At 66.3% G+C, this 26115-nt stretch carries 23 protein-coding genes, 2 rRNA genes and 1 riboswitch; of the genes, 16 read left to right on the top strand and 9 right to left on the bottom strand.

Annotation, left to right across the window (positions count from 1 at the left end; all coding sequences use genetic code 11):
• Positions 1-417 precede the first annotated feature (417 nt).
• The 15 genes from cobT (at position 418) to bluB (ending at position 15119) form a co-directional block, all read left to right on the top strand.
• Complete coding sequence (gene cobT / locus H3H39_RS26995) at positions 418-1452, top strand: nicotinate-nucleotide--dimethylbenzimidazole phosphoribosyltransferase (protein ID WP_182157636.1); 1035 nt, start codon at positions 418-420, stop codon at positions 1450-1452.
• Between the two features lie 8 nt (positions 1453-1460).
• A complete protein-coding gene (locus H3H39_RS26990; protein ID WP_182157635.1) occupies positions 1461-2240 on the top strand; it encodes an adenosylcobinamide-GDP ribazoletransferase in 780 nt (259 codons plus the stop codon).
• Positions 2240-2782: a histidine phosphatase family protein gene (locus H3H39_RS26985; RefSeq protein WP_182157634.1), complete on the top strand. Its 543-nt coding sequence runs from the start codon at positions 2240-2242 to the stop codon at positions 2780-2782. The genes H3H39_RS26990 and H3H39_RS26985 overlap by 1 nt, the downstream gene beginning before the upstream one ends.
• A gap of 42 nt (positions 2783-2824) precedes the next feature.
• Positions 2825-3045, top strand: a riboswitch (cobalamin riboswitch).
• Positions 3046-3176: 131 nt separating this feature from the next.
• On the top strand, positions 3177-5045 hold the full coding sequence (locus H3H39_RS26980) for a TonB-dependent receptor plug domain-containing protein (protein WP_182157633.1): 1869 nt from the start codon (positions 3177-3179) through the stop codon (positions 5043-5045).
• A gap of 75 nt (positions 5046-5120) precedes the next feature.
• A complete protein-coding gene (locus H3H39_RS26975) occupies positions 5121-6143 on the top strand; it encodes a FecCD family ABC transporter permease (RefSeq protein WP_182157632.1) in 1023 nt (340 codons plus the stop codon).
• A gap of 1 nt (position 6144) precedes the next feature.
• Positions 6145-6918: an ABC transporter ATP-binding protein gene (locus H3H39_RS26970; RefSeq protein ID WP_182157631.1), complete on the top strand. Its 774-nt coding sequence runs from the start codon at positions 6145-6147 to the stop codon at positions 6916-6918.
• A complete protein-coding gene (gene cobO / locus H3H39_RS26965; protein ID WP_182157630.1) occupies positions 6915-7532 on the top strand; it encodes a cob(I)yrinic acid a,c-diamide adenosyltransferase in 618 nt (205 codons plus the stop codon). Before H3H39_RS26970 ends, cobO begins: the two co-directional genes overlap by 4 nt.
• The gene (locus tag H3H39_RS26960; RefSeq protein WP_182157629.1) at positions 7532-8839 is read left to right on the top strand and encodes a cobyrinic acid a,c-diamide synthase CobB; all 1308 of its coding nucleotides are present in this window, start codon (positions 7532-7534) and stop codon (positions 8837-8839) included. The genes cobO and H3H39_RS26960 overlap by 1 nt, the downstream gene beginning before the upstream one ends.
• Positions 8836-9393: a bifunctional adenosylcobinamide kinase/adenosylcobinamide-phosphate guanylyltransferase gene (gene cobU / locus H3H39_RS26955; RefSeq protein ID WP_182157627.1), complete on the top strand. Its 558-nt coding sequence runs from the start codon at positions 8836-8838 to the stop codon at positions 9391-9393. Before H3H39_RS26960 ends, cobU begins: the two co-directional genes overlap by 4 nt.
• Positions 9387-10337: a CobD/CbiB family cobalamin biosynthesis protein gene (locus H3H39_RS26950; protein ID WP_182157625.1), complete on the top strand. Its 951-nt coding sequence runs from the start codon at positions 9387-9389 to the stop codon at positions 10335-10337. The genes cobU and H3H39_RS26950 overlap by 7 nt, the downstream gene beginning before the upstream one ends.
• Positions 10330-11316 (top strand): threonine-phosphate decarboxylase CobD, encoded by a 987-nt coding sequence (gene cobD / locus H3H39_RS26945; RefSeq protein WP_182157623.1) that lies wholly within the window; start codon positions 10330-10332, stop codon positions 11314-11316. Before H3H39_RS26950 ends, cobD begins: the two co-directional genes overlap by 8 nt.
• Complete coding sequence (locus H3H39_RS26940) at positions 11313-12188, top strand: cobalamin-binding protein (protein ID WP_182157621.1); 876 nt, start codon at positions 11313-11315, stop codon at positions 12186-12188. Before cobD ends, H3H39_RS26940 begins: the two co-directional genes overlap by 4 nt.
• On the top strand, positions 12185-12982 hold the full coding sequence (locus H3H39_RS26935; RefSeq protein WP_182157619.1) for an ABC transporter substrate-binding protein: 798 nt from the start codon (positions 12185-12187) through the stop codon (positions 12980-12982). The genes H3H39_RS26940 and H3H39_RS26935 overlap by 4 nt, the downstream gene beginning before the upstream one ends.
• The gene (locus H3H39_RS26930; RefSeq protein WP_229218341.1) at positions 12979-14469 is read left to right on the top strand and encodes a cobyric acid synthase; all 1491 of its coding nucleotides are present in this window, start codon (positions 12979-12981) and stop codon (positions 14467-14469) included. Before H3H39_RS26935 ends, H3H39_RS26930 begins: the two co-directional genes overlap by 4 nt.
• A complete protein-coding gene (bluB, locus tag H3H39_RS26925) occupies positions 14466-15119 on the top strand; it encodes a 5,6-dimethylbenzimidazole synthase (protein WP_182157617.1) in 654 nt (217 codons plus the stop codon). Before H3H39_RS26930 ends, bluB begins: the two co-directional genes overlap by 4 nt.
• On the opposite strand, the gene H3H39_RS26920 is transcribed toward bluB, so the two are convergent.
• Positions 15116-16915 (bottom strand): alkaline phosphatase D family protein, encoded by a 1800-nt coding sequence (locus H3H39_RS26920; RefSeq protein WP_229218339.1) that lies wholly within the window; start codon positions 16913-16915, stop codon positions 15116-15118. The genes bluB and H3H39_RS26920 overlap by 4 nt on opposite strands.
• Positions 16916-17039: 124 nt before the next feature.
• Here H3H39_RS26920 and H3H39_RS26915 point away from each other — a divergent pair, with 124 nt between their 5' ends.
• Positions 17040-18449: a DHA2 family efflux MFS transporter permease subunit gene (locus H3H39_RS26915; protein WP_182157615.1), complete on the top strand. Its 1410-nt coding sequence runs from the start codon at positions 17040-17042 to the stop codon at positions 18447-18449.
• Positions 18450-18453: 4 nt separating this feature from the next.
• Here H3H39_RS26915 and H3H39_RS26910 read toward each other — a convergent pair whose 3' ends face one another.
• The 8 genes from H3H39_RS26910 to H3H39_RS26875 all read right to left on the bottom strand — a co-directional run.
• Entirely contained in the window at positions 18454-18930 is a 477-nt protein-coding gene (locus H3H39_RS26910) for a cache domain-containing protein (protein ID WP_182157613.1), read from the bottom strand.
• Positions 18931-18955: 25 nt separating this feature from the next.
• Complete coding sequence (gene glcF, locus H3H39_RS26905; protein WP_182157611.1) at positions 18956-20188, bottom strand: glycolate oxidase subunit GlcF; 1233 nt, start codon at positions 20186-20188, stop codon at positions 18956-18958.
• 2 nt (positions 20189-20190) lie between these two features.
• A complete protein-coding gene (gene glcE / locus H3H39_RS26900; protein ID WP_182157609.1) occupies positions 20191-21270 on the bottom strand; it encodes a glycolate oxidase subunit GlcE in 1080 nt (359 codons plus the stop codon).
• 5 nt (positions 21271-21275) lie between these two features.
• The gene (locus H3H39_RS26895; RefSeq protein WP_182157607.1) at positions 21276-22757 is read right to left on the bottom strand and encodes an FAD-linked oxidase C-terminal domain-containing protein; all 1482 of its coding nucleotides are present in this window, start codon (positions 22755-22757) and stop codon (positions 21276-21278) included.
• A 90-nt stretch (positions 22758-22847) separates the two neighbouring features.
• The gene (locus tag H3H39_RS26890) at positions 22848-23735 is read right to left on the bottom strand and encodes a LysR substrate-binding domain-containing protein (protein WP_182157605.1); all 888 of its coding nucleotides are present in this window, start codon (positions 23733-23735) and stop codon (positions 22848-22850) included.
• A gap of 79 nt (positions 23736-23814) precedes the next feature.
• A complete protein-coding gene (locus H3H39_RS26885; protein WP_182157603.1) occupies positions 23815-25530 on the bottom strand; it encodes a lactate permease LctP family transporter in 1716 nt (571 codons plus the stop codon).
• 209 nt (positions 25531-25739) lie between these two features.
• Positions 25740-25852: ribosomal RNA gene (gene rrf / locus H3H39_RS26880) — 5S ribosomal RNA — on the bottom strand.
• 168 nt (positions 25853-26020) lie between these two features.
• Positions 26021-26115: ribosomal RNA gene (locus H3H39_RS26875) — 23S ribosomal RNA — on the bottom strand; the annotation flags it as partial.

The following is a 26115-nucleotide window of genomic DNA, read 5'->3' as shown; positions in this document are numbered from 1 at the left end:
TCGTCCCATTGGTCCGAATTCGCTCACTCAAAATACTGACAGGCTACTCTTGCGAGTATCCTATTTCATTTATTTCTTGTGAACATTTGATATTTTAAGTATCACGAAGACTGGCTTCGTGTGCACTCCCATCAAACGTCCACACTTATCGACTGTGAATTTTTAAAGAACTTATTCGGTACTGCTTGCTGCGTTATCGACAAAGCGTTGTGTTTGTCAGCAGCAGAGAAGCGAGATTATGCGGTGTTTCGTGCAGCTCGTCAACCCCTCTATTTTCTTCGCTCAACTCGCATTTGCATGCGGCGTTTCGCGAGGGACCGAACTATAGCAAATCAACTGTACGACTGGCAAGACCGTTTTGAAATATATCTGTGTGCTATCGTAATGCCGACCAAAACCAGCCACTGCGCACTGACCATGTCCATTCCAGCTATCGCCCCCACTCATAACGACGCCCTCGCCACGCTGCTAGATAACGCCATCAACAACAAGACCAAGCCGCTGGGCAGCCTGGGCATGCTGGAGACGGTGGCCAAGCAGATCGGCCTGATCCAACGCACCCGCGAGATCGCATTGGAAAAGCCCGCCATCCTCGTGTTCGCGGCCGACCATGGCATCGTCGCCGAAGGTATCTCCGCCTATCCACAGGACGTCACCTGGCAAATGGTGGAGAACTTCCTCGCACGCGGCGCGGCCATCAACGTATTCGCGCAGCAGAACGGCTGCGCGCTGCACATCGTCGACGCCGGCGTCAATCACGACTTCGGTCCCCGCCACGGCCTGACCGACCGCAAGCTGGCACACGGCACCCACAACTTCGCGGTACAGCCGGCCATGAGCGCGGACACCTGCGCCTCCGCCATTGCCGCCGGCATGGCGCTGGTGGCTGAACTGGATGGCAATGTGGTCGGTTTCGGTGAAATGGGCATCGGGAACACCACCGCCGCCGCCGCGCTGATGCACAAGCTGACCGGCATTCCCGTCGCCCAATGCGTGGGCGCCGGTACGGGCTTGTCGGCCGAAGGCATCTCGCACAAGCAGCGCGTGATCGAGGCGGCCGTCGCCCTGCACGCATCGGCCGCCGAACCGCTGGACATCCTGGCGACCTTCGGCGGACTGGAAATCGCCATGATGGCCGGCGCCATGCTGATGGCAGCCAAGCGCCGCAAGGTGCTGCTGATCGATGGCTTCATCGTGACCAGTGCCCTGCTGGTGGCGGCGCGCTTGCAGCCCGCCATCCTCGACTACTGCGTGTTCGCCCACTGCTCCGACGAGAGCGGCCACAAAAAGATGCTGGATAACCTGGGCGCCCGCCCCCTGCTCCAGCTCAACCTGCGCCTGGGCGAAGGCACCGGCTGCGCGCTGGCCCTGCCGCTGCTGCATGCCGCCGTCAACTTCCTGAACCAGATGGCGACGTTCGAATCGGCACAGGTCAGCGAAAAATCGGAATAAGGCAGCCCATGCACCAACTTCGCCTGTTCTTCACCGCGCTGCAGTTCTTTACCCGGCTGCCGATCCCGCGCTGGGTGGGATTCGAGGCGGAGTGGCTGAACCACGCATCGCGCTACTTCCCGCTGGTCGGCGTCGTGGTGGCCGCCATCGCGTCCGCCACTTACGCGCTGGCGGCGTGGCTGTTCCCCGCGCCCGTCGCCGCCGTGATGGCAACCGCCGCCACCATCTACGCCACCGGCGCCTTCCACGAGGACGGCTTCGCCGATATGTGCGATGGCTTCGGCGGCGGCATGACAGCCCAGCGCGTGCTGGAAATCATGAAGGACTCTCGCATCGGCGCATACGGCGCCATCGGCATCGTGTGCATGCTCGCGCTCAAATGCGTGACCTTGTCGCTGCTGCCGCCGGGCGTGGCCATTGCCGCGCTGTTCGTCGCCCATCCCCTGTCGCGCCTCGCGGCGACGGCGCTGATCTGGCGCCTCGACTACGCGCGCGACGAAGGCAAGGCGAAACCGCTGGCACAGAAAATGGGCAATACCGAATTCGCCATCGCCACTATGTGCGCCCTGCTGCCGGCTGCCGTGTGCGGCATGGCCGGATGGCTGTCGTGGCCCGCGCTCGCGGCCAGCCTGCTCGCCGCCGCTGCCGCCGCATACTGGCTGGCGCAGAAATGCGTGCACCGCATCGGCGGCTATACGGGCGATTGCCTGGGCGCCGTGCAGCAGGTATCGGAAGTGGCGATCTACCTGTGCCTGTTGGCCAGCCTGGGCCACGGCGTCTGGCGCTGATGCGCATCACACTGATCCGTCACCCGCAACCGCTGGTTGCCGCCGGCGTTTGCTACGGCAGTACCGACCTGCAGGTAGAACAGGCCCAGATCAATCTGGTCCTCGCCGCGCTGGCCGGCACGCTACCGGTGGGCGCGCCGCTCTACTCCAGCCCATTGCAGCGCTGTGCCGCACTGGCGAAACAACTTGCCACCACCCCGCCCAAGTACGACGCGCGCCTGGCCGAAATGCACTTCGGCACCTGGGAGATGCAACGCTGGGACGACATCCCCCGCACCGAAATCGACGCCTGGGCGGCCGCTCCGGCCCACTACCATCCCGGCGGCGGCGAAAGCGTGCTGCAAATGGCCACGCGCGTGGCCTCTTTCTACGCCGCTTTGCGGACGGATGCGCCGTCCGACGCCATCATCGTCTGCCACGCCGGCACCATCCGCCTGCTGATGGCCTGCCATGCCGGCCTGGCGCCGGCCGACATGGCGCAGCATGCCGCCAGTACCCCACACAGCATCGCCTACGGCGCGCAAATCGTCCTGCAAGACTGACAGGCAGATTGCAAGCCAGGCTTGCCCCCATACGCGCAAGCCGTATAATGACGGCGTTTTGGTGCCCGCATGTCTGTCCAGACCTGCAGTTAAACGGGAAACACGAAGCCGCCCAGACGGCCAACGTGTGCTGCCCCCGCAACGGTAAGCAAGTGTCGCGCAACCTGCGACGAACCGCCTCAAACAACCACTGTGCATCTGCACGGGAAGGTGAGGCGGCGCCACTTGCCAGCCCGGATACCGGCCAAATCAGGTGGAAGTGAGCGAACGGGGAGTTGCGCGACACGGACCATGCCTGCCACAGCGGGCTGCCATGTGCTATCCCGGTTCACCGCTTCTGTTCAATCTGGCCTACGGGGACGTCGGCCGGTTGCTCTATTACAGAAGATTTGCCATGACTTTTCCAGTTTCCCGCCGCGCGGCCGCGACCTCGATCGCGCTCGCTTTCGCCACGCCCTCCGTCTTCGCCGACACCCGGAACGACCTGGCCGGCAGCGCCGTCTTCATCACCGCCGCGCGCGCGCCGCAACTGGCGGCCGACATCCTGAGCGACACCCTGACTATCGACGCCACGCAGATCGCGCATTCGGGCGCCGGCTCCGTGATCGAACTGCTGCAACGCCAGCGCGGCATCGAAGTGGCGCGTAACGGCGGACCGGGTACCAGCGCCAGCGTGTTCATTCGCGGCGCCAACAGCAACCAGAATATCGTGCTGGTGGACGGCGTGCGTATCGGCTCGTCCACCACGGGCGCGGCCACCTGGAGCGCCATCCCGCTGACGGCCATCGACCACATCGAAATCGTCTACGGCCCGCTCAGCACCCTGTACGGCGCCGACGCCATCGGCGGCGTGGTCCAGATCTTCACCAAACAAGGCCAGGGCGCGCCCGCGTTGACGGCCGCGGCAGGCTACGGCAGCGACAACACCCGCACGGCCGACGCCAGCGTGTCCGGCGCGACGGGCGGTGAGCACAGCATCAGCTACGCCTTCAGCGCCGGCAAGGAAAAATCGGACGGCTTTTCCTCCACGCTGCCCGGCAACTACTCCTACAATCCGGACCGGGACGGCTACGACAAGGAAAGCGCCGCCGGCAAAGTGAACCTGCGCCTGGCGCCGGGCCACGACATCGGCGCGCTGTTCTTGCACAGCAAACTGGATGCCCAATATGACAGCGGCCTGTCCAGCTATGACACGCGCAGCCTGCAAAAACTGGAGAACGCCGCCCTCTACAGCCGCAACCAGCTGCTGCCAGGTTGGACCAGCCTGTTGCAATACGCCGAAGCGCGCGACGAGTCGGGCAACTTCACCAGCGACCTGCCCAAGGACCGCGCCCAGCTCAACACCAAACAGACCGACTTCGCCTGGCAGAACGACATCCAGCTCGGCGCCGACGTGCTGCAACTGCTGTACGACCACCGCCAGGAATCCGTCCACTCCAGCAGCCTCACGGTGCTGAACCGCGACCGCAGCACCAATTCGTTCGCAGCATCCTACAACGCCAAACGCGGCGCCCAGCTGTTCAACGCCAGCATCCGCCGCGACAATTCCGAATACGGCGGCAAGACCACCGGCGCCGCCGGCTACGGCTACAGCTTCAATGGCCAGCTGCGCGCCAGCGCCAGCGTGGGCACCAGCTTCCGCGCCCCGACCTACAACGAGTTGTACTACCCCGGCTACGGACTGCTGACCAACAAACCTGAGCTGGGCCGCAATGCGGAAGCGGGCCTGAATTACAACGACGGCACCACCACGCTGGCCGCGCGCTACTACCATAACCGCCTGGCCGACCTGATCGTCAGCGTCACCCCCTGCCCCTACAACACCACGCCCAAGAGCAGCAGCTGCGCCTACAACGTCAACCACGCACTGCTGGAAGGCCTGACGCTGGAGGGCGGCCGCAAGCTGGGCGACTTCGAACTGGCCGCCACGGTCGACCTGCAGGACCCGAAGGATGAAACCACCGGCAAGCGCCTGGCGCGCCGTTCGCAGCGCCACGCCAACCTGGCGCTGGATTACGTCACCGGTGCGCTCAAGGGTGGCATGGAGTTGACGCTGTCCGGCGCCCGCTACGACGACGCGGCCAACAAGAACCGGTTGGGCGGCTACGGGCTGGTAAACCTGTACGCCACCTGGCAGTTCACGCCGGACTGGTCGGCGCTGGTGCGCTGGAATAACGTCGCCAACAAGCAGTACACGCTGGCGCGCTTCTACAGCACCGCCGGCTCCACCGTATTCGCCGGTCTGCGCTACGGCTACAAATAGAGAAAAAAATTGGTGTAACCTGCCGGGCGAGGCTTCCCCGTCCGGCGGCAGCGGAATCACAAACAAAGGCAGTCCATGCATCCTCCTCTCCCCAACCTGCGACAGCGCACCAGCGTGATCGTCACCACGCTGCTGCTGTGCGCCGCCGCCAGCATGCTGTTCGCCAGCATGATGGGATCGGTGTCGATTCCGCTGACCGACCTGCCGGGCGCCCTCGACGCGCTGCTGCACGGCCGCGCCGACTCGCTGGCCGCCACCCTGCTGGAATTGCGGGGCGGCCGCGCCACCACGGCGTTCGTCACCGGCGCCGCGCTGTCGCTGGCCGGGGTGATGATGCAAGCGCTGTTGCGCAATCCGCTGGCCGATCCCTATGTGCTGGGCATTTCCGGCGGTGCCTCCGTCGGCGCCCTGGCCGCGCTGCTGTTCATGTGCGCCACCTGGATGATAGACGCCGCCGCCTTCGCGGGCGCCGTCACCGTCTCGCTGCTGCTGTATGTCCTGGCCCGGCGCGACCTGCGCGGCGGCACGGCGGCCGAAGGTGGCACCGCCCTGCTGCTGCTCACGGGCGTCATCCTGGCCTCGGTCTGCATGGCCATCGTCACCCTGATGCTGTCGATCGCACCGGAAAGCCGCTTGCGCAGCATGGTGTTCTGGCTGATCGGCGACCTGGCCGGCGCGCCGCTGCGCTGGATGCCCTGGGTGGTGCTGGCGGCCGTCCTGGGCTTCGCCTTGCGCAGCGCGCGCGCCATGAACGTGATGGCGCTGCACGCGGAAGCGGCCGCCACGCTCGGCATCCGCGCGGGCGCCCTGCGCAAGGGATTGTTCTTCTGTTCCGGCCTGCTGACGGCCAGCGCCGTGACCGGCGGCGGCAGCATCGGCTTCGTCGGCCTGATCGTGCCCCATGCCTGCCGTTTCGCCTTCGGCCCCGACCATCGCGTGCTGATCCCGGCCGCCACGCTGGCCGGCGGCAGCTTCCTGGTGCTGGCCGACACGCTGGCGCGCACCATGCTGGCACCCCAGCAGCTGCCGGTGGGCGTCGTCACCTCGCTGATTGGCGCCCCCATCTTCCTGTATCAACTGCACCGCTTGCGCAAATAAGATGATCCGTACCCACCAACTCACCCTGCGCGCCGGCGAGCGCACGCTGATCGACCAGTTGACCTGGCATGTCGAGGATGGCCAGTGCTGGAGCGTGATCGGCCGCAACGGCGCCGGCAAAAGCACACTGCTGCGCACCCTGGCCGGCTTGCGCCAGCCCGACAGCGGCAGCGTCAGCATCGGCCAACGCGCCTTGCGGGAATGGCCGCTGGAAGAACTGGCGCGCACCCGCGCCTTCCTGGCCCAGGCCCGCAGCGACGCCTTCGCCTACACGGCGCTCGAAACCGTGCTGGCCGCGCGCCACCCTTACCACGGCAACCGCTATTGGGAAGGCAGCGACGACCACAAGCTGGCGCTCGACGCGTTGGCGGCGATGGAAGTGGCCGACCTGGCCGCGCGCGACGTGCGCACGCTGTCCGGCGGCGAACGCCAGCGGGTGGCCATCGCCGCCATGCTGGCGCAGGACACGCCGCTGCTGCTGCTGGACGAACCGGCCAACGCGCTCGACCTGGCGCACCAGGTCAGCGTGATGCGCTTGCTGGCCCGCCTGTGCCGGCAACAGAAGAAGACGGTGGTGATGATAGGCCACGACCTGAACCTGGCGCACAGCGTCTCCACCCACGCGTTGCTGCTGATGGGCGACGGCCGCTGGCAAGCCGGCACCACGGCCGACGCGATGCAAGCCCCCATCCTGAGCGACTACCTGGGCCACCCGATCGAAACGATACGGCACGGCCAGCGCAGCATTTTCATCCCCATCGAGGACCACGCATGAGCGAAGTGAACACCGACGACATCAACCAACGCCACCGGCTGCGCATGGAGCGCAAGAAGGCCATCATCGACGCCAAGATCGCGGCCGCCGACAAGCAGATCGGCATCATCATCGTCAACACCGGCAACGGCAAGGGCAAGAGTTCGAGCGGTTTCGGCATGGCCATCCGCGCCATGGGGCACGGCATGAAAGTGGGCGTCGTCCAGTTCATCAAGGGCGCCATGTCCACCGGCGAGGAAAAATTCCTGCGCCGCTTCCCCGACGAAGTGAGCTTCCACGCCATGGGCGAAGGCTATACCTGGGTGACCCAGGACCGCGAGCGCGACATGGAAAAAGCCAAGGTCGCATGGGAGCAGGCCAAGGTGTTCCTGTCCGATCCCGCCATCGGCCTGGTGCTGTTCGATGAGCTGAACATCGCGCTCAAGTACCGCTACCTCGACGTCGACACCGTGATCGCGGACCTGCTGGAACGCCCGGCCATGCAACACGTTGTCATCACCGGCCGCGGCGCGCCGGCGGAACTGATCGCCATCGCCGACACGGTCACGGAAATGGGCGAAGTCAAACACGCCTTCAAGGCCGGCATTGGCGCGCAGGAAGGGACGGAGTGGTGATGAAGAAGCAGATCGCCGTAAAGGCTCTGCTGGTGGCGGCCGTCGCCTCCGGCCAGGGCAAGACCAGCACCACGGCCGCGCTGGCGCGCAAGCTGGTCCGCATGGGCCAGCGCGTGCGCGTGTTCAAGTGCGGCCCCGACTTCATCGACCCCATGCTGCTGGAACGGGCCAGCGGCGCGCCGGTGCGCTCGCTGGACCTGTGGATGGTGGGCGCCGAACAGTGCCGCGCCCAGCTGGCGCAAGCGGCCGAGGAAGCGGACGTGATCCTGATCGAAGGCGTGATGGGACTGTACGACGGCGCGCCGTCGAGCGCCGACCTGGCGCGCGAATTCAAGGTGCCGGTGATGGCCGTGATCGACGCGTCGGCCATGGCGCAGACGGCTGGCGCGCTGGTGCACGGCCTGCGCGACTATGGCCCGGTCGACATGGCCGGCGTGATCGCCAACCGCGTCGCCAGCCCCGGCCACGCCGCCATGATCGCGGCCTCGCTGCGCGACATCCCCCTGTTCGGTACCCTGGCGCGCCAGGAAAAATCGCTGCCGGAACGCCACCTCGGCCTGGTGCTGCCGGACGAAGTGGGCGGCATCGACACCCTGCTCGACCAATTGGCCGACGGCCTGACATTCGACGAGGCGGCCTGGAACGGCCTGCCGCCCGTATCCTTCGACATCCCACCAGCGCCAGCACCACAGGCGCCACTGCTGGCCGGGAAGACCGTGGCCGTGGCGCGTGACGCCGCCTTCATGTTCCTCTATCCCGCCAACCTGGATACGCTCGACAAGCTGGGCGCCACGCTGCGCTACTTCTCGCCGCTGGCCGACGAAGCCGTGCCGGCCGAGGCGGACGCCGTCTACCTGCCCGGCGGCTACCCGGAGCTGCACGCGCAGGCGCTGTCGCAAGCTCACACCTGGCGCGATTCTATCCGCGCCGCCCACGCGGCCGGCATGCCCATCGTGGCCGAATGCGGCGGCATGATGGCGCTGGCCGAATCGCTGGCCGGCCTGCAAGGCAAGGTTTGGCCCATGGCCGGCCTGCTGCCGGGCGCCGTCCAGATGCAAACGCGCCTGGCGGGACTGGGCTCGCAAGGCATCATCACGCCCCACGGCCTGCTGCGCGGGCACACCTTCCACTACTCGCAACTGCACACGGAACTGGCGCCCATCGCGTACACGATCAAACATCCGTCCGACGCGCAGGGCGAAGCCGTGTACCGCGCGGGCTCGCTGATAGCGTCCTATTTCCACGCCTATTTCGCGTCCTGCCCCGCCGCCACGGCCGCGCTGTTCTTGCGGAAGGCGGCGGCATGACGCGCACCCTCGTGCTGGGCGGCGCGCGCTCAGGTAAAAGCGGCTTTGCCGAAAAACTGGCCCTCGCCTCCGGCAAGGAACTGGTCTACATCGCCACCGCGCAGGCGGGCGACGGCGAAATGGCCAGCCGCATCGCCCACCACCGCAACCAGCGCGACGATCGCTGGATCACGGTGGAGGAACCGCTGGCACTGGCTGACGCATTGGCCCGCTGGTGCGCGCCGCAGCGCGTGGTGCTGGTGGATTGCCTCACGCTGTGGCTATCGAACCTGCTGTTCAGCGCCGGCGATGCCAGCCCGGAGCAAGAAGACATCGTGCTGCCGCCCCGCTTCCATACTGAGCGCGCCGCGCTGCTGCAGGCGTTGGAAGTCTGCGCTGGCGACGTGCTGCTGGTATCGAACGAGGTGGGTATGGGCATCATCCCCATGGGCGCCGTCTCGCGCTGCTTCGTGGACGAAGCGGGCCGCCTGAACCAGGCCGTGGCCGCCGTATGCGACCAAGCCGTGTTCGTGGCCGCCGGCCTGCCGCTGTACCTCAAGGGCACGCCGTGCTGACAGGACTGGGCCTGCCCACCATCGCCGTCCTGCTGGCGGCGGGCGTGCTGCTGGACCTGCTGCTGGGCGAGGCCCGGCGCTGGCATCCGCTGGTCGGATTCGGCAACCTGGCCTACGCGCTGGAGCGCCGGCTCAATCGCGGCCCCTTGCGCTTCTGGCGCGGGCTGTTGGCCTGGTCGCTGGCCGTGGCGCCGCCCGTGCTGGCGGCGACGTCGTTGTGCCAGGCCGGCGGCCCCGCCGTGGACACCCTGCTGCTGTATTTTTGTATCGGCCTGCGCAGCCTGCGCGACCACAACCTGCCCATCGCGCAGGCACTGCACAGCGGCGACCTGGATGCGGCGCGCGGCCTGACGGCCCGCATCGTCAGCCGCGATACGGCCAGCGCCAGCGCCACCGACCTGGCCAAGGCCAGCGCGGAATCGCTGCTGGAAAACGGTAACGACGCCGTGTTCGGCACCCTGTTCTGGTTCATCGTGGCGGGCGGCCCCGGCGCCGTCCTGTTCAGGCTGGCCAACACGCTGGACGCCATGTGGGGCTACCGCACCGTGCGCCTGCTGCGCTTCGGCTGCGCCGCCGCCCGCATCGACGACGCGCTGAACTACCTGCCGGCCCGCCTGACCGCCCTGTCCTACGTGCTGCTGGCGTCCACCATGGAAGGCAAGCGGCGGGCCTGGCGCTGCTGGCGCGCGCAAGCGCCCGCGTGGAGCAGCCCCAACGCCGGTCCCGTCATGGCCAGTGGTGCGGGCGCGCTGGGCCTGGCGCTGGGCGGCCACGCCACCTATGACGGCGAAATTGAACAACGGCCACCGCTGGGCAGCGGCCAGCCGGCCGGCGCGCGCGACATCGCGCGTGCCTGGCAACTGGTGGCGCGTACCACCTGGCTATGGCTGGCCTGCGCCACCGCCGTCGCCCTTTCCCTGTACCTGAAGGAGCACTATGCTTGAACACGGCGGCAACCTGCGCGACGCCGCACAACGCTTCGGCGCGCACGACTGGCTCGATCTCTCCACCGGCATCAACCCGCACCACTATCCCGCGCCAACCGTGGCGGCCGATGCGTGGCACCGTTTGCCGGAACCAGATCCGGCGCTGGCCGCCGCCGCTGCCGCCTACTACGGCGCGCCGCTGATGCTGCCCGTGGCCGGCACCCAGGCCGCCATCCAGGCCCTGCCCCGGCTGCGCGCACCATCGCGGGTGGTGGTGGCTGCGCCTTCCTACGCCGAGCATGCGCACCATTGGTCCGGCCATGGCCACACGCTGCGGCAGGTGGACTATGGTGAACTGGAAGGCGCGGTGGACGATTGCGACGTGCTGGTGGTCTGCAATCCCAATAACCCCACCGGCGCCACGGTACCGCCGCAACAGCTGCTGCGCTGGGCCGATACGCTGGCCGCGCGCGGTGGCTGGCTGGTGGTGGACGAAGCATTCGGCGACACGGCATCCAGCGCCAGCATCTGCCCGCACACTGGTCGCCCTGGCTTGATCGTGCTGCGCTCGGTCGGCAAATTCTTTGGCCTGGCCGGCATCCGGCTCGGCTTCGTGGCGGCCCAGCCGGCACTGCTGGCGCAGTTGGCCGACCTGCTGGGGCCATGGACCATCAGCGGCCCCGCCCAACAGGTCGCGCTGGCCGCGCTGCGCGACCAGCCCTGGCAGGACGCCATGTGCGCGCGCCTGTGGGCCGAAGGCAAACGCCTGGGACATCTGCTGGCCATACACGGTATCAACGCCAGCGGCAGCGCCCTGTTCCAGTGGTGGCCGGAGCCGGAGGCGGAACGCTTCTGGCAGCACATGGCCGAACGGGGCATCTGGGTGCGCCTGTTCCCCCATGCCGCGCGCGGCATCCGCCTTGGCCTGCCGCCCCACGAGTCGGGATGGCGGCGCCTGGATCATGCATTATCCGAATGGAAACTCATCAAATCATGAAGATTCTTCCCACCTTGCTTCTTCTGCTGTACGCCGGCCACGCCAGCGCCGCCATCACCGTGCGCGACGACGACGGCGTGGCCGTCACCGTGCAGCAGCCGGCCCGCCGCATCATGTCGCTGGCGCCGCACGCGACCGAGCTGCTGTTCGCGGCCGGCGGCGGCGACCGCATCATCGGCACCGTCAGCTACAGCGACTACCCGGCGGCAGCCAATTCCATCCCCCGCGTGGGCGACAACCGCGAAGTGGACCTGGAACGCATCATCGCCATGAAGCCGGACCTGCTGGTGGTCTGGAGGCACGGCAGCACGCCGCGCCAGATCGAGGCGCTGCGCCAACTGGGCATCCCCATGTTCCACAGCGAGCCCCACAAGCTGGAAGCCATCCCGGACAGCGTGCTGCGCCTGGGCCAGTTGATGGGCACCGAAGCCGTCGCCCAGCCGGCGGCGGCCGACCTGCGCCAGCAGCTCGACGCGCTGGCGGCCAAATATGCTGGCCGGCCGCCAGTGCGCATGTTCTATCAGGTATGGGACAAGCCGCTCTTCACGCTCAATGGCACCCACATCGTCAGCGACAGCATCCGCCTGTGCGGCGGCGAAAACATCTTCGGCAAGCTGAAAGCGGTCGCCCCCACCGTGAGCGTGGAAGGGGTGCTGCAGGAAGACCCGGAAGCCATTTTCGGCACGGCCGAAAAGAACTACGGCGGTATCAACCTGTGGCGGCCCTATACCACCATGAAAGCAGTCCGCAACGGCAACCTGTTCACGCTGAACGGTGATCTGCTCAACCGCGCCGGCCCCCGCATGGTCGCCGGCACCGCCGCCTTGTGCGAAAAACTCGAGCTGGCGCGCCAGCACAGGAACAAACCATGAGCCACTATCAACGCATCGCCTGCCTGTCCACCGAATCGGTGGAAACCCTGTACGCGCTGGGCGCGGAACAATGCATCGCCGGTATCTCCGGCTTCACCGTGCGGCCGCCCCGCGCGCGCGAGGAAAAAACCAAGATCAGCGGCTTCTCGTCGTCCAAACTAGAGCGCATCCTGGCCGTGCGGCCCGACCTGGTGATCGGCTTCTCCAACCTGCAGGCCGACATTTGCCGCGACCTGGCGCAGGCCGGCGTGGAAATCCACCTGTTCAACCAGCGCAGCGTGGAAGGCATCCTGCGCATGGTGTCCGTGCTGGCCACGCTGGTGCGGCGCGAGGAGGCGGGCCGGGAACTGGTGGCGCAGTTGCAATCGCATGTGGACCAGGCCCGCGCCCGCGCCGCGCAATGGACCCGCAAGCCGGTGATCTACTTCGAGGAATGGAACGATCCGCTGATGAGCGGCATCGGCTGGGCGGCGGAGCTGATCGGTATCGCCGGCGGCGAGGACGCCTTCCCCGCCCTGTCCGTCCACCAGAGTGCCAAGGAGCGCATCATCGCCGATCCAATGGACGTGGTACGGCGCGCGCCCGACATCATCATCGGCTCCTGGTGCGGCAAAAAGTTCCAGCCCGAGTCGCTGCGCTCCCGCGAAGGCTGGGACACCATTCCCGCTGTACGCAACGGCATGCTGTTCGAGATCAAATCGCCAGACATCCTGTCGCCCGGCCCCTCCGCCATCACGGAAGGGCTGCGCCAGATCAGCGACATGGTCGCGCTCTGGCAGGAGCGGGCGGCATGAGCAACCCTGGATCGCGCTTCCCCTTCCCCACCCTGATGGTGCAAGGGACCACCTCGGATGCTGGCAAGAGCACGGTGGTGGCCGCGTTGTGCCGCCTGCTCAAGCAGCGCGGCGTACGGGTGGCGCCGTTCAAGCCGCAGAACATGGCGCTCAACAGCGCCGTCACGGCCGACGGCGGCGAGATCGGCCGCGCCCAGGCGCTACAAGCCATCGCCGCCGGCCTGGCGCCGCACACCGACATGAACCCGGTGCTGCTGAAACCTTCCAGCGACACGGGCGCCCAGGTCATCATCCACGGCCAGGTGCGGGCCGACATGAACGCGCGCGACTACCATCAATACAAGACCATCGCCATGGAAGCCGTGCTGGCCTCACACCAGCGCCTGTCCGCGCAATACGAGGCGGTGGTGGTGGAAGGCGCCGGCAGCCCGGCCGAAATCAACCTGCGCGACCGCGACATCGCCAACATGGGCTTCGCCGAAGCGGTGGACTGCCCGGTGATACTGGTAGCCGACATCGACCGGGGCGGCGTGTTCGCCCACATCGTCGGCACGCTGTCCTGCCTGTCCGACAGCGAACGCCAGCGCATCATCGGCTTCGTGATCAACCGCTTCCGTGGCGATATCTCGCTGCTGGAGCCGGGACTGGAATGGCTTGAACAACAGACCGGCAAGCCGGTGCTGGCCGTGCTGCCCTATCTGCACGGCCTGTTCCTGGACGCCGAGGATGCCGTGCAGCCGGTGCAGGCCGCGCGCGGCGCGTTCCGCGTGGTCGTCCCCAGCCTGCCGCGCATGAGTAACCACACCGACTTCGACGCCCTGCGCGCCCACCCCGACGTGGACCTGCGCTTCGTGCGCCAGGGCGAGGCGATCCCGCCGGCCGACCTGATCATCCTCCCCGGCAGCAAGAACACCCGGGCCGACCTGGAGTGGCTGCACGCACAGGGCTGGCCGGCGCAGATCGCCCGCCATTTGCGCTATGGCGGCAAGGTGATCGGCATCTGCGGCGGCTTCCAGATGCTGGGGCACGGCGTAAGCGACCCGCGCGGCATCGAAGGCACGCCCGGCACCTCGCCCGCGCTCGGCCTGCTCGACATGGACACGGAAATGACGCCGGAAAAACGGCTGGTGCAGGTGCAAGGCGTGTGCGCTTTCGACAACGATGGCGCCGCCGTGAGCGGCTACGAGATCCACATGGGCATCTCCACCGGCACCGCGCTGGCTCGCCCCGCGTTCAGCATCGACGGCCGTCCGGAAGGCGCATGTTCGGAAGACGGCCAGGTGCTGGGCACCTACCTGCACGGCCTGTTCGACACGCCGCAAGCCTGCGGCGCCCTGCTGCGCTGGGCCGGACTGAACGCAAGCGCCACGGTGGACACGGCGCAGTTGCGCGAAGCCAGCCTGGATCGCATCGCTGAAGCCAGCCGCCCCCTGCTGGACGCGCTGCTCGCGCTGCATCCTTCCCATGCACAACAGGAGTCCGCATGAATCCGCACGCCTTTGACGACGCCCAAATCGCCGGCGTCTACCGCGCCATCCGCGAACGGCGCGACATCCGCCACTTCACCTCCGAGCCGCTGGCGCCGGACCAGCTGGAACGCTTCATCGCCGCAGCCCACGCCGGCCCCAGTGTGGGGTTGATGCAGCCATGGCGCTTCATCCGCATCGCCAGTGCTGATTTGCGCGCGCAGATCCATTCCCACGTGAACGAGGAACGCCTCCTCACCGCGGAGGCGCTGGGCAAACGCGCCGAGGAATTCATGCAGCTCAAGGTGGAAGGCATCCTCACTTGCGCCGAAGTGCTGGTGGTGGGCCTGATGGACAAGCGCGATAACTTCGTCTTCGGCCGCCGCACCATGCCGGAGATGGACCTGGCGTCGGCCTCCTGCGCGCTGCAGAATTTCTGGCTGGCCGCGCGCGCCGAAGGCATCGGCGTGGGCTGGGTCTCCATGTTCGATCCGCAGCGCCTGCGCGAACTGTGCGCCATGCCCGAGGGCAGCCAGCCTATCGCCGTGCTGTGCGTGGGCCAGGTGCCGGAGTTCTACAGCGCCCCCATGCTGGAACTGGAGCGATGGGACACGCGCCGGCCGCTGGCCGAAGTCATGTTCGAGGATAGCTGGGGCAACAGCGCGCGCTAGCCGGCGCACTCCTCCAGCCGGCGATTGCCCGGCCCGGGCAAGGTGCGCAGGCTGCGTTCCGTGGCCGCCGTGTAGCGCCGGTCGAACACCGTGTCCACAAAGCGCCAGTCGCAGCGCACCTGCTCATGCGTCGCCGTCACAATCATATAGCCGCGCTTGCTGGTCTGGGCGTAGTACAGGGGCGCGATCAGGTCCACCATCATGGTCGCCACGTCCTCCGGATCGCGCTCGGGATAGGCGCCTTCCATGCCCGGTGACGAAACGGACGCGGTGGCAAATTCCACGCCCACCTGCCGGCCCTGCGCATCGTGCAGATCGCTGGCCCAGGCATTGTGCGAGTCGCCAGCCAGCACCACCATGTTCTTGCGGTGGCGCCGCATCATGGCGAACACCAGCTCGCGGTCGTTCTGGTAGCCGTCCCACGAATCGAGGTAGCACGGCAGCGTGGGCGACGCCAGCCAGCGCCGCTCCCGTTCGCCCACGCCGGCCGGATCGCAGGCGGCGCGCCGCTTGAGAGCCGCAAAATCCGTGCAATTGCATTCGCCCATGGCGACGGCGGTCGGATACTCCATGCGCGCCATCAGCACCTGCTGGCCCAGCACCTGCCAGCGCGCGCGCGACGCGGCCACCTGCGATTCCAGCCACGCCATCTGCTCGCCGCCCATCATCGTGCGGTGCGGGGAGCACAGGTCGTGGCGGTACTTTTCCGCGTCGAAGCGGCGCCGCTCATCGTAGTAGGAGGCCAGCACCAGCTGCTGGTCGCGTCCGATCAGGCGCGTATCGAGCATGTGCAGCGACAGCACGCCGCCGAAGTCGAAGGAACGGTAGATCTTCTCCGGGTTCGACGGATCGGGCGCCCGGATCGGCATCCATTCGTGATAGGCCGTCATGGCGGCCGCCTTGCGCAATGAGAACGGCCCCTGGCGCGAACTGACATGGTCGGCCGAGCCGTCGCGCCAGGTATCGTCCGCGAATTCGTGATCGTCCCACACGGCGATCATCGGCACGCTCGCGTGCAGCGCCTGCAGGTCCGGGTCGGTGCGGTATTGCGCGTAGCGGCGTCGGTAATCGTCCAGTTGCAGCAGCAGTTCACGCGGTTCCGACACGCGGCCCAACTCTTCAGCGCGGTCGCAGGCGTAACCGTCGCTTTCATATTCGTAGATGTAGTCGCCGATGTGCAGCGCGGCGTCGATATCGTCGCGGCGCGCTGCATCGGCATACACGTTGAAGTAGCCGGCCGGGTAGTTCGCGCAAGAGAACACGGCCAGCCGCACCTGGCGCACATCCTCGCGCGGCAGCGTCCTGGTGCGGCCCACTGGCGACTTCACCGTATCGGCCGCGAACTGGTAGTAGTAGACGTGCCCCGGCAGCAGGCCGGCAGCATCCACCTTGACCGTGTAGTCGCCGGCCGCGCTGGCGATCGCCGTACCGCCCGCCACCACGGACTGCATGGCCGGATCGGTGGCCACCCACCAACGCACGGCGATGTCCACCACCCCGCCAGCCGCCACATGCGGCGCAAGGTGCGGAGTAACCCGCGTCCACAGGATCACCCGGTCCGTGAGCGGATCGCCGCTGCCCACGCCATGAACGAAACTGGCCACCGCATGCTCGCCCTGGCTGCCGCCTGTGCTGCCGCAGCCGGCCAGCGCCAGCCCGCCCGCGCCCAGCAAGGCCGAGGAGCATACCTGGCGCATGAAACCACGCCGCCCCGCCGCCGCCGCAGGTGGAAACAGTGCCTTGCCGTCCATCTCGCCTCCGTCCCCCATGTCGATGAGACGAAAAATACGCGTCATTCGTGACGGCCTCGTGACGCGCAACGGGAATCGCGCGTCCTGTGGCCCGACCGACACGGATCGGCCAATTGTGTGACAATCAGACCCATTACATGACGCGCATAGACAGACACAAACAGGCACCATGACCGAGACGACCAGTTCCGCCGCCAAACGCTATCTGCCCTGGGTGGTGGCCACCGCCCTGTTCATGGAGCAGTTGGACTCCACCATCGTCAACACGGCCGTGCCCAGCATGGCGGCCAGCCTGCAAGTGACGCCCTTGAGCCTGAAAGCCGTCGTCACCAGTTACATTCTCAGCCTGGCCGTCTCCATCCCCGTCAGCGGCTGGATGGCGGACCGCTACGGCACCCGGCGCGTGTTCACCACCGCCGTGGCCATCTTCACCATCGCCTCCATCCTGTGCGGCCTGGCCGTCAATTCGCCCATGCTGGTGGCGGCGCGGCTGCTGCAGGGCTTTGGCGCAGCCATGATGATGCCGGTCGGACGCATCACCATCATCCGCACTTTCCCAAAATCCGAGCTGCTGCGGGCGATGAACTTCGTGATCGTGCCGGCCCTGATCGGCCCTTTGCTGGGCCCAACCGTGGGTGGTTTGATCGTGCACTGGCTATCCTGGCGCGAGATCTTCTTCGTCAATGTGCCGGTGGGGGTGGCGGCCATCGTGCTGGCCTTGCGCTACATGCCGGACTATCACGGCGAGCAGGAACGGCCGCTCGACCTGATCGGTCTGGTGCTGTTCGGCGCCGGCATCGCGCTGCTGTCATGGCTGCTGGAGATCTTCGGCGAGCACAAGATCGACGCCACGTCGACCGGTGTCCTGTTCCTGCTGTCGGCCAGCCTGCTGGGCGCCTATGCCTGGCATGCCAAGGATGCGCCCCATCCGCTGCTGCGACTGACCTTGCTGCGCGTGCGCACCTTCCGGGTATCGGTGGCGGGCGGTTTCCTCACGCGCCTGGGCATAGGCGGCATGCCCTTCCTGCTGCCGCTGTTGTACCAGCTGGGCCTGGGCCTGCCGGCCTGGCAATCGGGCCTGCTGATGATGCCGGCCGCCGCCGCCGCCATGGGCATGAAGTTCATCTCCGTGCGGCTGCTGTCCACCTTCGGCTACCGCACGGTGCTGATGGTGAACACGGTGCTGATCGGCCTCACCATCAGCCTGTACTCGCTGGTGCAGGCCGGCACGCCGATCTACGCCATCGTGGCGATCGGGCTGTGCCTGGGCTTTTTCAATTCGCTGCAATTCTCCAGCATGAACAGCATCGCCTACGCCGACGTGGAAGGCCGCGACACCAGCATGGCCAGCACCATCGCCAGCTCCCTGCAGCAGTTGTCGATGAGCTTTGGCCTCGCTTGCGGCTCGCTGGTCACGGGCTGGTATCTCGGTGGCCTGCCGCAGAGCGACCGGGCCGCGCTCACGTCCGCCCTGCACCACGCCTTCCTCACGCTGGCCGTGCTGACCATCCTGTCGTCGTTCACCTTCTGGACCCTGCGCAAGGGCGACGGCGACAGCATGAGCAAGGGCGCGGCCTAGCGTTCTATTTGCCCGGCTTGTAGATGCCGCAGCCCACCAGCGTGTCGTCCAGCCGCTCCACGTAGCTCGACTTCTGTTCGACGGCCTTGCTGACGGGGTTGGGCCATTTGTAGTCGAACCAGCCGTGGCCCTTGGTCTTGGCCACGTTGACCAGCCCCTTGATCAGGTAATTGCCTTCCGCGTCGCGCATGTCGATCAGGTTCTTGCCCACCATGCGCGCGCTGTTGCCGTTGCCGATCGCCAGGCTGACGCCATTGAGGTCATACACAAAAATATACAGGTTCCCTTCGACGAACTGGCCCTTGGGATTGCTGAATTCCGCGTAGGCTTTCTCCGTGCCGTTGGCTTTGATGTAGGCCACGGCGCGCTTGACCAGCGCCACCGCCTCGTCGGCGCCGCCGCCTGCATTGGCCGCCAGCGCGCTGGCTTGCAACAGCAGCGCCGCGCACAGCACGGCCAGGCCTCTGAATATGCACTTCATGCTCGTCTCCTTGTTGTGGTTTGATCTATTTTGCCTGCGCCAGCAACTGATCGACCAGTTCTATCCAGTGGCCGACCGGGAGTTCAGTCCCGGACTGCAAATGGGTCTGGCATCCAATATTAGCCGATACAATGCGCGCCGCACCGGTGGCCTCCAGATTGGCTACTTTGTTGTCGCGCAGTTGGTACGACAGTTCCGGCTGCAGTACGGAATAGGTGCCGGCCGAGCCGCAGCACAGGTGGCTGTCGGCACACAGGCGCACATCCACCCCGAGCGCCCGCAGCAAGCCTTCCACCTTGCCCCGGATCTTCTGCGCATGCTGCAGCGTGCAAGGCGGATGGTAGGCGACGGGCTGCGCCAGCTTGCCACGGATGCGCGACGCCAGCGCCTCCTCGAACTCGCACACCACTTCGCTCACGTCCCTGGCCAGCGCCGACACGCGCTGCGCCTTTTCGGCATAAACCGGGTCGCCGCGCAGCAGGTGGCCATATTCCTTCACCGTCGCGCCGCAGCCGGACGCCGTGATCACCAAGGCTTCCACGCCGGCCTCCACTTCTGGCCACCAGGCGTCGATGTTGCGGCGCATGTCATCCAGGCCGCCGTCCTGGTCGTCCAGGTGGTAGCGGATCGCGCCGCAGCAGCCGGCGCGCGGCGCCACCACCAGCTCCACGCCGACCGCCGCCAGCACGCGCGCGGTGGCGCTGTTGATGTTGGGCGCCATGGCCGGCTGCACGCAGCCATCGAGCAGCAGCATGCGCCGCGTTTGCTGTGCGCGCGGCCACGCCCCGGCCGGATGCGCGTGCGGCACCTTGTCGCGCAAGGCTTGCGGCAGCAATGGACGCAGCAACTGGCCCGTTTTCATGGCTGGCTTGAACAGCCATGCGCGCGGCAGGGTTTCCTTGAGCAGGGTGCGGGCGAAGCGCTGCCTCGATGGCCGGCTCACCTGCTGGTCCACTATCTTGCGGCCGATGTCGAGCAGGCGGCTGTACTGCACGCCGGATGGGCAGGTGGTTTCGCAATTGCGGCATGTCAGGCAGCGGTCCAGGTGCGATTGAGTCTTGATTGTGGCCGGGCTGCCTTCCAGCACCTGCTTGATCAGGTAGATGCGGCCGCGCGGTCCGTCCAGTTCATCGCCCAGCAACTGGTAGGTGGGACAAGTGGCGGTGCAAAAGCCGCAGTGCACGCACTGGCGCAGGATCGCTTCGGCTTCTTCGCCGTCGGGAGTATTGAGAAATTGGGCTGCGAGATTGGTTTGCATGGCTACAGGTCCTGGTACATGCGGCCCGGATTGAAGATGCGCGCCGGGTCGAAGGTGTTCTTGAGATTGCTGTGGATGGCATGGACGGCCGGCGCCAGCGGATGGAACACGCCGCCATCGCCCGAATCCCGTGAGCCGCCCCGGTACAGGGTCGCATGGCCGCCCAACTCCCGCGCCAGCGCACGCACGGCGGCCGGATCGGCGGCGGAGCGCAGCCAGCGCTGGGCGCCGCCCCATTCGATCAGCTGGGCACCGGCATGCGGGCAGGCCGGCGCGACGGATGGCACGGACAGCCGCCATAACGGCGTCGGTTGGTCCGCCGTGAAGAAGCTATTGGTCTGTTCGCGCAAGCCATGCCAGTAGGCGTCCGCCTCGGCCCCATCCATCACCGCGCCGCCTATCTGGTGCAGCGCGGCCGTGACGGCCGCCTGCGCGCCGGACAGGCGCACCGCCAGCACATCGTCATGCCAGGCGCTGGCCGACAGCGGCAAAGGCTTGCCGCCCCAGCGGTTCAGGCTATCCAGCGCCTGCTGCTGGTCCATCGCCAGGCGCACCGTCGTTTCCGCCACAGGCCGCGGCAGGACTTTCAGCGACACTTCCAGGATCAGGCCCAGCGTGCCGAGCGAACCGGCCAGCAGCCGCGATACGTCGTAGCCGGCCACGTTCTTCATCACCTGGCCGCCGAAGCGCAGCACTTCGCCTTGGCCATCCATCAGCACGGCGCCCAGCACGAAGTCGCGCAAGGCGCCCACCGCCGCGCGGCGCGGTCCGGACAGGCCGCAGGCGACCATGCCGCCCACGGTGGCGCCGGGGCCGAAATGCGGCGGCTCGAACGCCAGCATCTGGTGCTGCTGCGCCAGCGCCGCCTCGATCTCGCGCAGCGGTGTACCGCAGCGCGCCGTGATCACCAGTTCGGTCGGTTCATAGGCCACGATGCCGTTGTAGGGTGTGGTATCGAGCAGTTCCCCGCGCGGGCTCTGGCCATACCAGTCCTTGCTGCCGCCACCGCGCAGCCGCAGCGGCGTTTGCGTGGCGGTGGCGGCGGCGATGCGCTCGCGGAATTGAGTCAGTTGCGATTGCATGCCGGTCATCCTTTGACGAACTTGAACAGCCCACCCCGCGCCTGCCGCTTGCCATAGGCGGCGCAGCGATCCAGCGTGGGTATGGCCTTGTTTGGATTGAGCAGGAAGGCGGTGTCGAAGGCGCGCTTGACGCCAATGAAGGCCGCCACTTCCTGCACGGAGAACTGGGCGCACATCGAGTCGATCTTTTCGATCCCCACACCATGTTCGCCCGTGATGGTGCCGCCCACCTCCACACACAACGCGAGGATCTCCTCGCCGAATTGTTCGGCGCGGTGGAACTGGCCGGGCAGGTTGGCATCGAACAGGATCAGCGGGTGCAGGTTGCCGTCGCCCGCATGGAACACGTTGGCGCAGCGCAGCTCGTATTTGCTTTCCATGGCGGCGATCCCCAGCAGCACTTCGGCCAGGCGCTTGCGGGGAATGGTGCCGTCCATGCAGTAGTAGTCGGGCGAGATGCGGCCCGCCGCCGGAAACGCGTTCTTGCGGCCGGACCAGAAGCGCATCCGCTCGGCCTCGTTCTGCGACACGGCGATGGCGGTGGCGCCGGATTGCTTGAGCACCGCGCTCATGCGGCCGATCTCCTCCTCCACTTCCTCCGCCAGGCCGTCCGATTCGCACAGCAGGATGGCTTCGGCGTCGATGTCGTAGCCGGCCTTGCAGAACGGCTCCACCATGCGCGCGCTGGTGCGGTCCATCATTTCCAGGCCAGCCGGGATGATGCCGGCCGCGATCACGCTGGCCACCGCATCCGCGCCGCGCACCACATTGTCGAACGACGCCATGATCACGCGCGCCACGGGCGGCTTGGGAATCAGCTTGACCGTCACTTCCGTCACCACGCCCAGCATGCCTTCCGAGCCGATGAACACGGCCAGCAGGTCCAGGCCGGGCGCGTCCAGCGCGCCACCGCCCAGTTCAACGATCTCGCCATCGATGCTGACCATGCGTACGCCCATCACGTTGTGCACCGTCAGGCCGTATTTCAGGCAGTGCACGCCGCCGGAGTTTTCGGCCACGTTGCCGGCGATGGTGCAGGCGATCTGCGACGAGGGATCGGGCGCGTAATACAGGCCGTGCTTCGCGGCCGCCTCCGAAATGGCCAGGTTGCGCACGCCCGGTTGCACCACGGCGATACGGGCGTTGGCATCGACGGCAACGATGCGGTTCATCTTGGCCGTCGACAGCACGATGCCGTCCGCGATCGGCATCGCGCCGCCGGACAGGCCGGTGCCGGCGCCACGCGGCACGATCGGCACCTGCAATGCACGGCATGCCTGCAGCACGGCGACCACCTGCGCCTCGGTTTCGGGCAGCGCCACCACCATGGGCAGCTGGCGATAGGCCGTCAGGCCATCGCACTCATAGGGTCGGGTATCTTCTTCGTTGAACAGCACGCAGTGTGCCGGCAGCGCGGTGCGCAGCGCGGCCACGACGGCGCGCTGGCGTTCTGCGGTAAAGGGAATGTCGGGGGACGGCGCGTTCATGGATGGCCTCACGATGTGAATGCTGTCCAGTGTAGCGACACCAACGGCCGTACTGCGGTGAAAAGAATTAACCGCAGAGCTTAACTATTTTCATGTGCCGGCGTAGGTCGCCATCAGCCAGTCGATGAACAGTGCCACTTCCGGCCGCTGGCGCGGGTTCTGCTCGTACACGACGTAGTAGGCATGGGGCGGCGAGGCCAGACGGATGTCGAATAGCTCCACCACTTCGCCGCTGGCGATCATCTGTTGTGCGAAATGCTGTCGCGTGAGGCCAACACCGTGGCCGTGGCGCACGGCTTCCAGCAGCAAGCCCAGGTCGTCTACGCGCAACGCGGTGGCCGGCTCCGGCCAGTCCAGGCCCGCTTCCTTGAACCATGGCTGCCACATCTCCAGGGCGGAGCGCAACAGCGTGGCCTTGGCCAGGTCGGCCGGCGTGGCAATGCCGCCGATGCGCTCCAGGTAGGCAGGACTGGCCACGGGGAAGGCCGGTTCTTCAAACAGCTTGGTGGTCACCATGTCCGGGTATTTGCCCGCGCCGAAGCGCACTTCCAGGTCCGACTCGTTCAGGCACAGATCGTACAAGGGCACGGACAGGAACACTTCAACCACGACGTCGGGATGGGCTTGCGTGAAACTGGCCAGCTTGGGCATCAGCAGGTAGCGCGCGAAAGTGGGCGGCACTGTGATCTTCACGCGCGGCTGGGCGGGCGTGGTCTTGTGCGGCAGCGGGAAATCGGTCAGCGTGCGCAGCGCCTGGCACACCACGTCCAGGTAGCTGCGGCCAAATGGGCTCAGCGTCGCAGCCCGCCCGTCGCGGATGAACAGGCGTTCTCCGACAAAGTCCTCCAGCAGGCGGATGCGGTGCGACAGCGCGGACGGCGTGATGCACAGGGTGTTGGCCGCTTCCGCGAAGGAGCCGGCGCGGGCCGCCGCTTCGAATGCGGACAAGGCGTGAACAGGAGGGAAGCGACGTGGCATGGTGATCTCACCGGCGGTACATTAAACGCAACAACGCCCGTCCGGTGAAGGACAGGCGTCGCGAGGGCCACGGGGAGAGTTAGTGCGGAATCATCCCCGTGAAGACATAAGCCTGCAACACGGTCATGATACCAACGATGGCCGCGAACAGCAGACTATGTTTGAGGGTAAACCGGAACAGCTCCGATTCCCTTCCCACCAGGCCAGTGGCGGCGCAGGCGACCGCGATCGACTGCGGCGAAATCATCTTGCCCGTTACGCCGCCCGTGGTGTTGGCCGCCACCAGCAGCGTGTCGGACACGTTGATCTGGTGGGCGGTGGTGTTCTGCAGGGAGCAGAACAAGGCATTCGACGAGGTGTCGGAACCGGTCAGGAACACACCCAGCCAGCCGAGGAACGGCGAGAAGAACGGGAACGCGCCGCCGGTGCCGGCCAATACCAGCGCCAGGGTGGACGACATGCCGGAGTAATTGGCCACGAACGCGAACGCCAGCACCAGGCCAATCGACAGGATGGGGCGGCGCAGCTCGACCACGGTGGCGCGGAAGGCGCGGGCGCCGTCGCTGGGCTTCATGCGCAGCAGCAGCATGGAGATGAAGGCCGTCAGCAGGATGGCGGTACCGACCGCCGACAACAGATCCAGCTTGTACAGCGCCTCGTATGGCTTGGGGGCGGCGACGATGGGCGCGGTCTTGATCACCAGTTGGTCGAGGAAAGGCACATGGAACTTCAGCACGGTGCCAGCCAGCGCACCTTTGGCGCCAAACAGTGCCTTGAACTGCGGCAGGCTCCATACCGTCACGATCGCGGTCAGGATGCCGAAGGGCGCCCAGGCGCGCACCGTCTGCGCCGTCGTGTACGGCGACTTGGTGCGGCCGCCAACGGGCGCCGTACCAGCTGCGGCGAAGCCGCCGAAGGTGGCCATGGCCGCCGTACCGCCGCCCATCGAAATCGTGCTGCGCGCACCAGCCTTGGCACTGGCTGGCTGCCATACCTTGAGCAGCGCGGTGAGCGATACCAGGCTGACCAGGGCCGACGTGATGTCAGGCAGTTCAGGGCCGATGTAGTTGGAGGTCACGTACTGGGTCACGGCGAAGCTGCCGCCGGCCACCAGCGCTGCGGGCCATACTTCCTTGATGCCGCGCTTACCGTCCATCATGAACACCAGCCAGAATGGCACGGCCAGCGACAGCAGCGGCAGTTGGCGGCCGGCCATGGCGCCGATGTGCATCGCATCGATACCCGTCACCTGGCCAGCGACGATGATGGGAATGCCCATCGCGCCAAACGCCACTGGCGCGGTATTGGCGATCAGGCACAGGCCCGCCGCGTACAGGGGATTGAAGCCGAGGCCGACCAACAGCGCCGAGGTGATCGCCACCGGCGCGCCGAAACCAGCCGCACCTTCCAGGAAGGCGCCAAATGCGAAGCCGATCAGCAGCATCTGCAGACGCTGGTCGTCCGTGATCGAGAGGACGGAAGCGCGGATGATGTCGAGCTGGCCCGTCTGGTCCACAATCTTGTAGAGGAACACGGCGGTGACGATGATCCAGGCGATTGGCCACAGGCCGTAGGCGAAGCCGAAACCGGCGGCGGCCAGCGCCTGCGGTACCGGCATGCCATACGCCACGATAGCGACGGCCAACGATAGCGCCAGCGTAATGGCGGCAGCCACGTGGCCCTTGATGCGCAGCACAGCCAGCGCCAGGAAGAAGAAAATAATGGGAATGGCGGCGGCCAGGGCGGATAGCCCCAAACTGCCTAGCGGCGTGTATATCTGGTTCCAGGCTTGCATGTGTTCTCCTCCAGTTTGGATTTTTTAAACTGGAGGAAGTGTAAGTCGCGCGCGCCCGCTTGAACCGTCGCGGGAGATTGAAATGAATTGACCGCTGAAGTGAAAAGTTTTCACCGGGTCCGGCGACAGTGACTGTTACAGCGACAGGAGGGGTACGGACGAAAAAAAACCCCACCGACACATGTCAGCGGGGTTTTTTCATATAACTAGCTTGACGATAACCTACTTTCACACTGGTTGCAGCACTATCATCGGCGCAAAGTTGTTTCACGGTCCTGTTCGGGATGGGAAGGGGTGGGACCAACTTGCTATGGTCATCAAGCATAACTTGTACAGCTTATTGCTCCCAACTGGGCAGCAACAGCTCGAATCTGGAAGAAGAATTATAAACGATTTATACCGTTTATACAAGAGCAAAGATCGGGGTAATGAAGTTGTATCAACGAACGTTACAACGTACTTCTCATTCACCACAACCTGCTAAGGTTATAGGGACAAGCCGTACGGGCAATTAGTATCAGTTAGCTTAATGCATTACTGCACTTCCACACCTGACCTATCAACGTCCTGGTCTCGAACGACCCT

It is taken from the genome of Rugamonas apoptosis, from assembly GCF_014042355.1.
Taxonomy (GTDB): domain Bacteria; phylum Pseudomonadota; class Gammaproteobacteria; order Burkholderiales; family Burkholderiaceae_D; genus Rugamonas; species Rugamonas apoptosis.
Note: the sequence above shows the minus strand (reverse complement) of the source record. Positions and strands in the feature narration are given on the sequence as shown.

Excerpts from the sequence above, each read along its gene's own strand:
- cobT (WP_182157636.1), top strand. The coding sequence starts at position 418 with ATGTCCATTCCAGCTATCGCCCCCACTCATAACGACGCCCTCGCCACG.
- H3H39_RS26990 (WP_182157635.1), top strand. The coding sequence starts at position 1,461 with ATGCACCAACTTCGCCTGTTCTTCACCGCGCTGCAGTTCTTTACCCGG.
- H3H39_RS26985 (WP_182157634.1), top strand. The coding sequence starts at position 2,240 with ATGCGCATCACACTGATCCGTCACCCGCAACCGCTGGTTGCCGCCGGC.
- H3H39_RS26980 (WP_182157633.1), top strand. The coding sequence starts at position 3,177 with ATGACTTTTCCAGTTTCCCGCCGCGCGGCCGCGACCTCGATCGCGCTC.
- H3H39_RS26975 (WP_182157632.1), top strand. The coding sequence starts at position 5,121 with ATGCATCCTCCTCTCCCCAACCTGCGACAGCGCACCAGCGTGATCGTC.
- H3H39_RS26970 (WP_182157631.1), top strand. The coding sequence starts at position 6,145 with ATGATCCGTACCCACCAACTCACCCTGCGCGCCGGCGAGCGCACGCTG.
- cobO (WP_182157630.1), top strand. The coding sequence starts at position 6,915 with ATGAGCGAAGTGAACACCGACGACATCAACCAACGCCACCGGCTGCGC.
- H3H39_RS26960 (WP_182157629.1), top strand. The coding sequence starts at position 7,532 with ATGAAGAAGCAGATCGCCGTAAAGGCTCTGCTGGTGGCGGCCGTCGCC.
- cobU (WP_182157627.1), top strand. The coding sequence starts at position 8,836 with ATGACGCGCACCCTCGTGCTGGGCGGCGCGCGCTCAGGTAAAAGCGGC.
- cobD (WP_182157623.1), top strand. The coding sequence starts at position 10,330 with ATGCTTGAACACGGCGGCAACCTGCGCGACGCCGCACAACGCTTCGGC.
- H3H39_RS26940 (WP_182157621.1), top strand. The coding sequence starts at position 11,313 with ATGAAGATTCTTCCCACCTTGCTTCTTCTGCTGTACGCCGGCCACGCC.
- H3H39_RS26935 (WP_182157619.1), top strand. The coding sequence starts at position 12,185 with ATGAGCCACTATCAACGCATCGCCTGCCTGTCCACCGAATCGGTGGAA.
- H3H39_RS26930 (WP_229218341.1), top strand. The coding sequence starts at position 12,979 with ATGAGCAACCCTGGATCGCGCTTCCCCTTCCCCACCCTGATGGTGCAA.
- bluB (WP_182157617.1), top strand. The coding sequence starts at position 14,466 with ATGAATCCGCACGCCTTTGACGACGCCCAAATCGCCGGCGTCTACCGC.
- H3H39_RS26920 (WP_229218339.1), bottom strand. The coding sequence starts at position 16,915 with ATGACGCGTATTTTTCGTCTCATCGACATGGGGGACGGAGGCGAGATG.
- H3H39_RS26915 (WP_182157615.1), top strand. The coding sequence starts at position 17,040 with ATGACCGAGACGACCAGTTCCGCCGCCAAACGCTATCTGCCCTGGGTG.
- H3H39_RS26910 (WP_182157613.1), bottom strand. The coding sequence starts at position 18,930 with ATGAAGTGCATATTCAGAGGCCTGGCCGTGCTGTGCGCGGCGCTGCTG.
- glcF (WP_182157611.1), bottom strand. The coding sequence starts at position 20,188 with ATGCAAACCAATCTCGCAGCCCAATTTCTCAATACTCCCGACGGCGAA.
- glcE (WP_182157609.1), bottom strand. The coding sequence starts at position 21,270 with ATGCAATCGCAACTGACTCAATTCCGCGAGCGCATCGCCGCCGCCACC.
- H3H39_RS26895 (WP_182157607.1), bottom strand. The coding sequence starts at position 22,757 with ATGAACGCGCCGTCCCCCGACATTCCCTTTACCGCAGAACGCCAGCGC.
- H3H39_RS26890 (WP_182157605.1), bottom strand. The coding sequence starts at position 23,735 with ATGCCACGTCGCTTCCCTCCTGTTCACGCCTTGTCCGCATTCGAAGCG.
- H3H39_RS26885 (WP_182157603.1), bottom strand. The coding sequence starts at position 25,530 with ATGCAAGCCTGGAACCAGATATACACGCCGCTAGGCAGTTTGGGGCTA.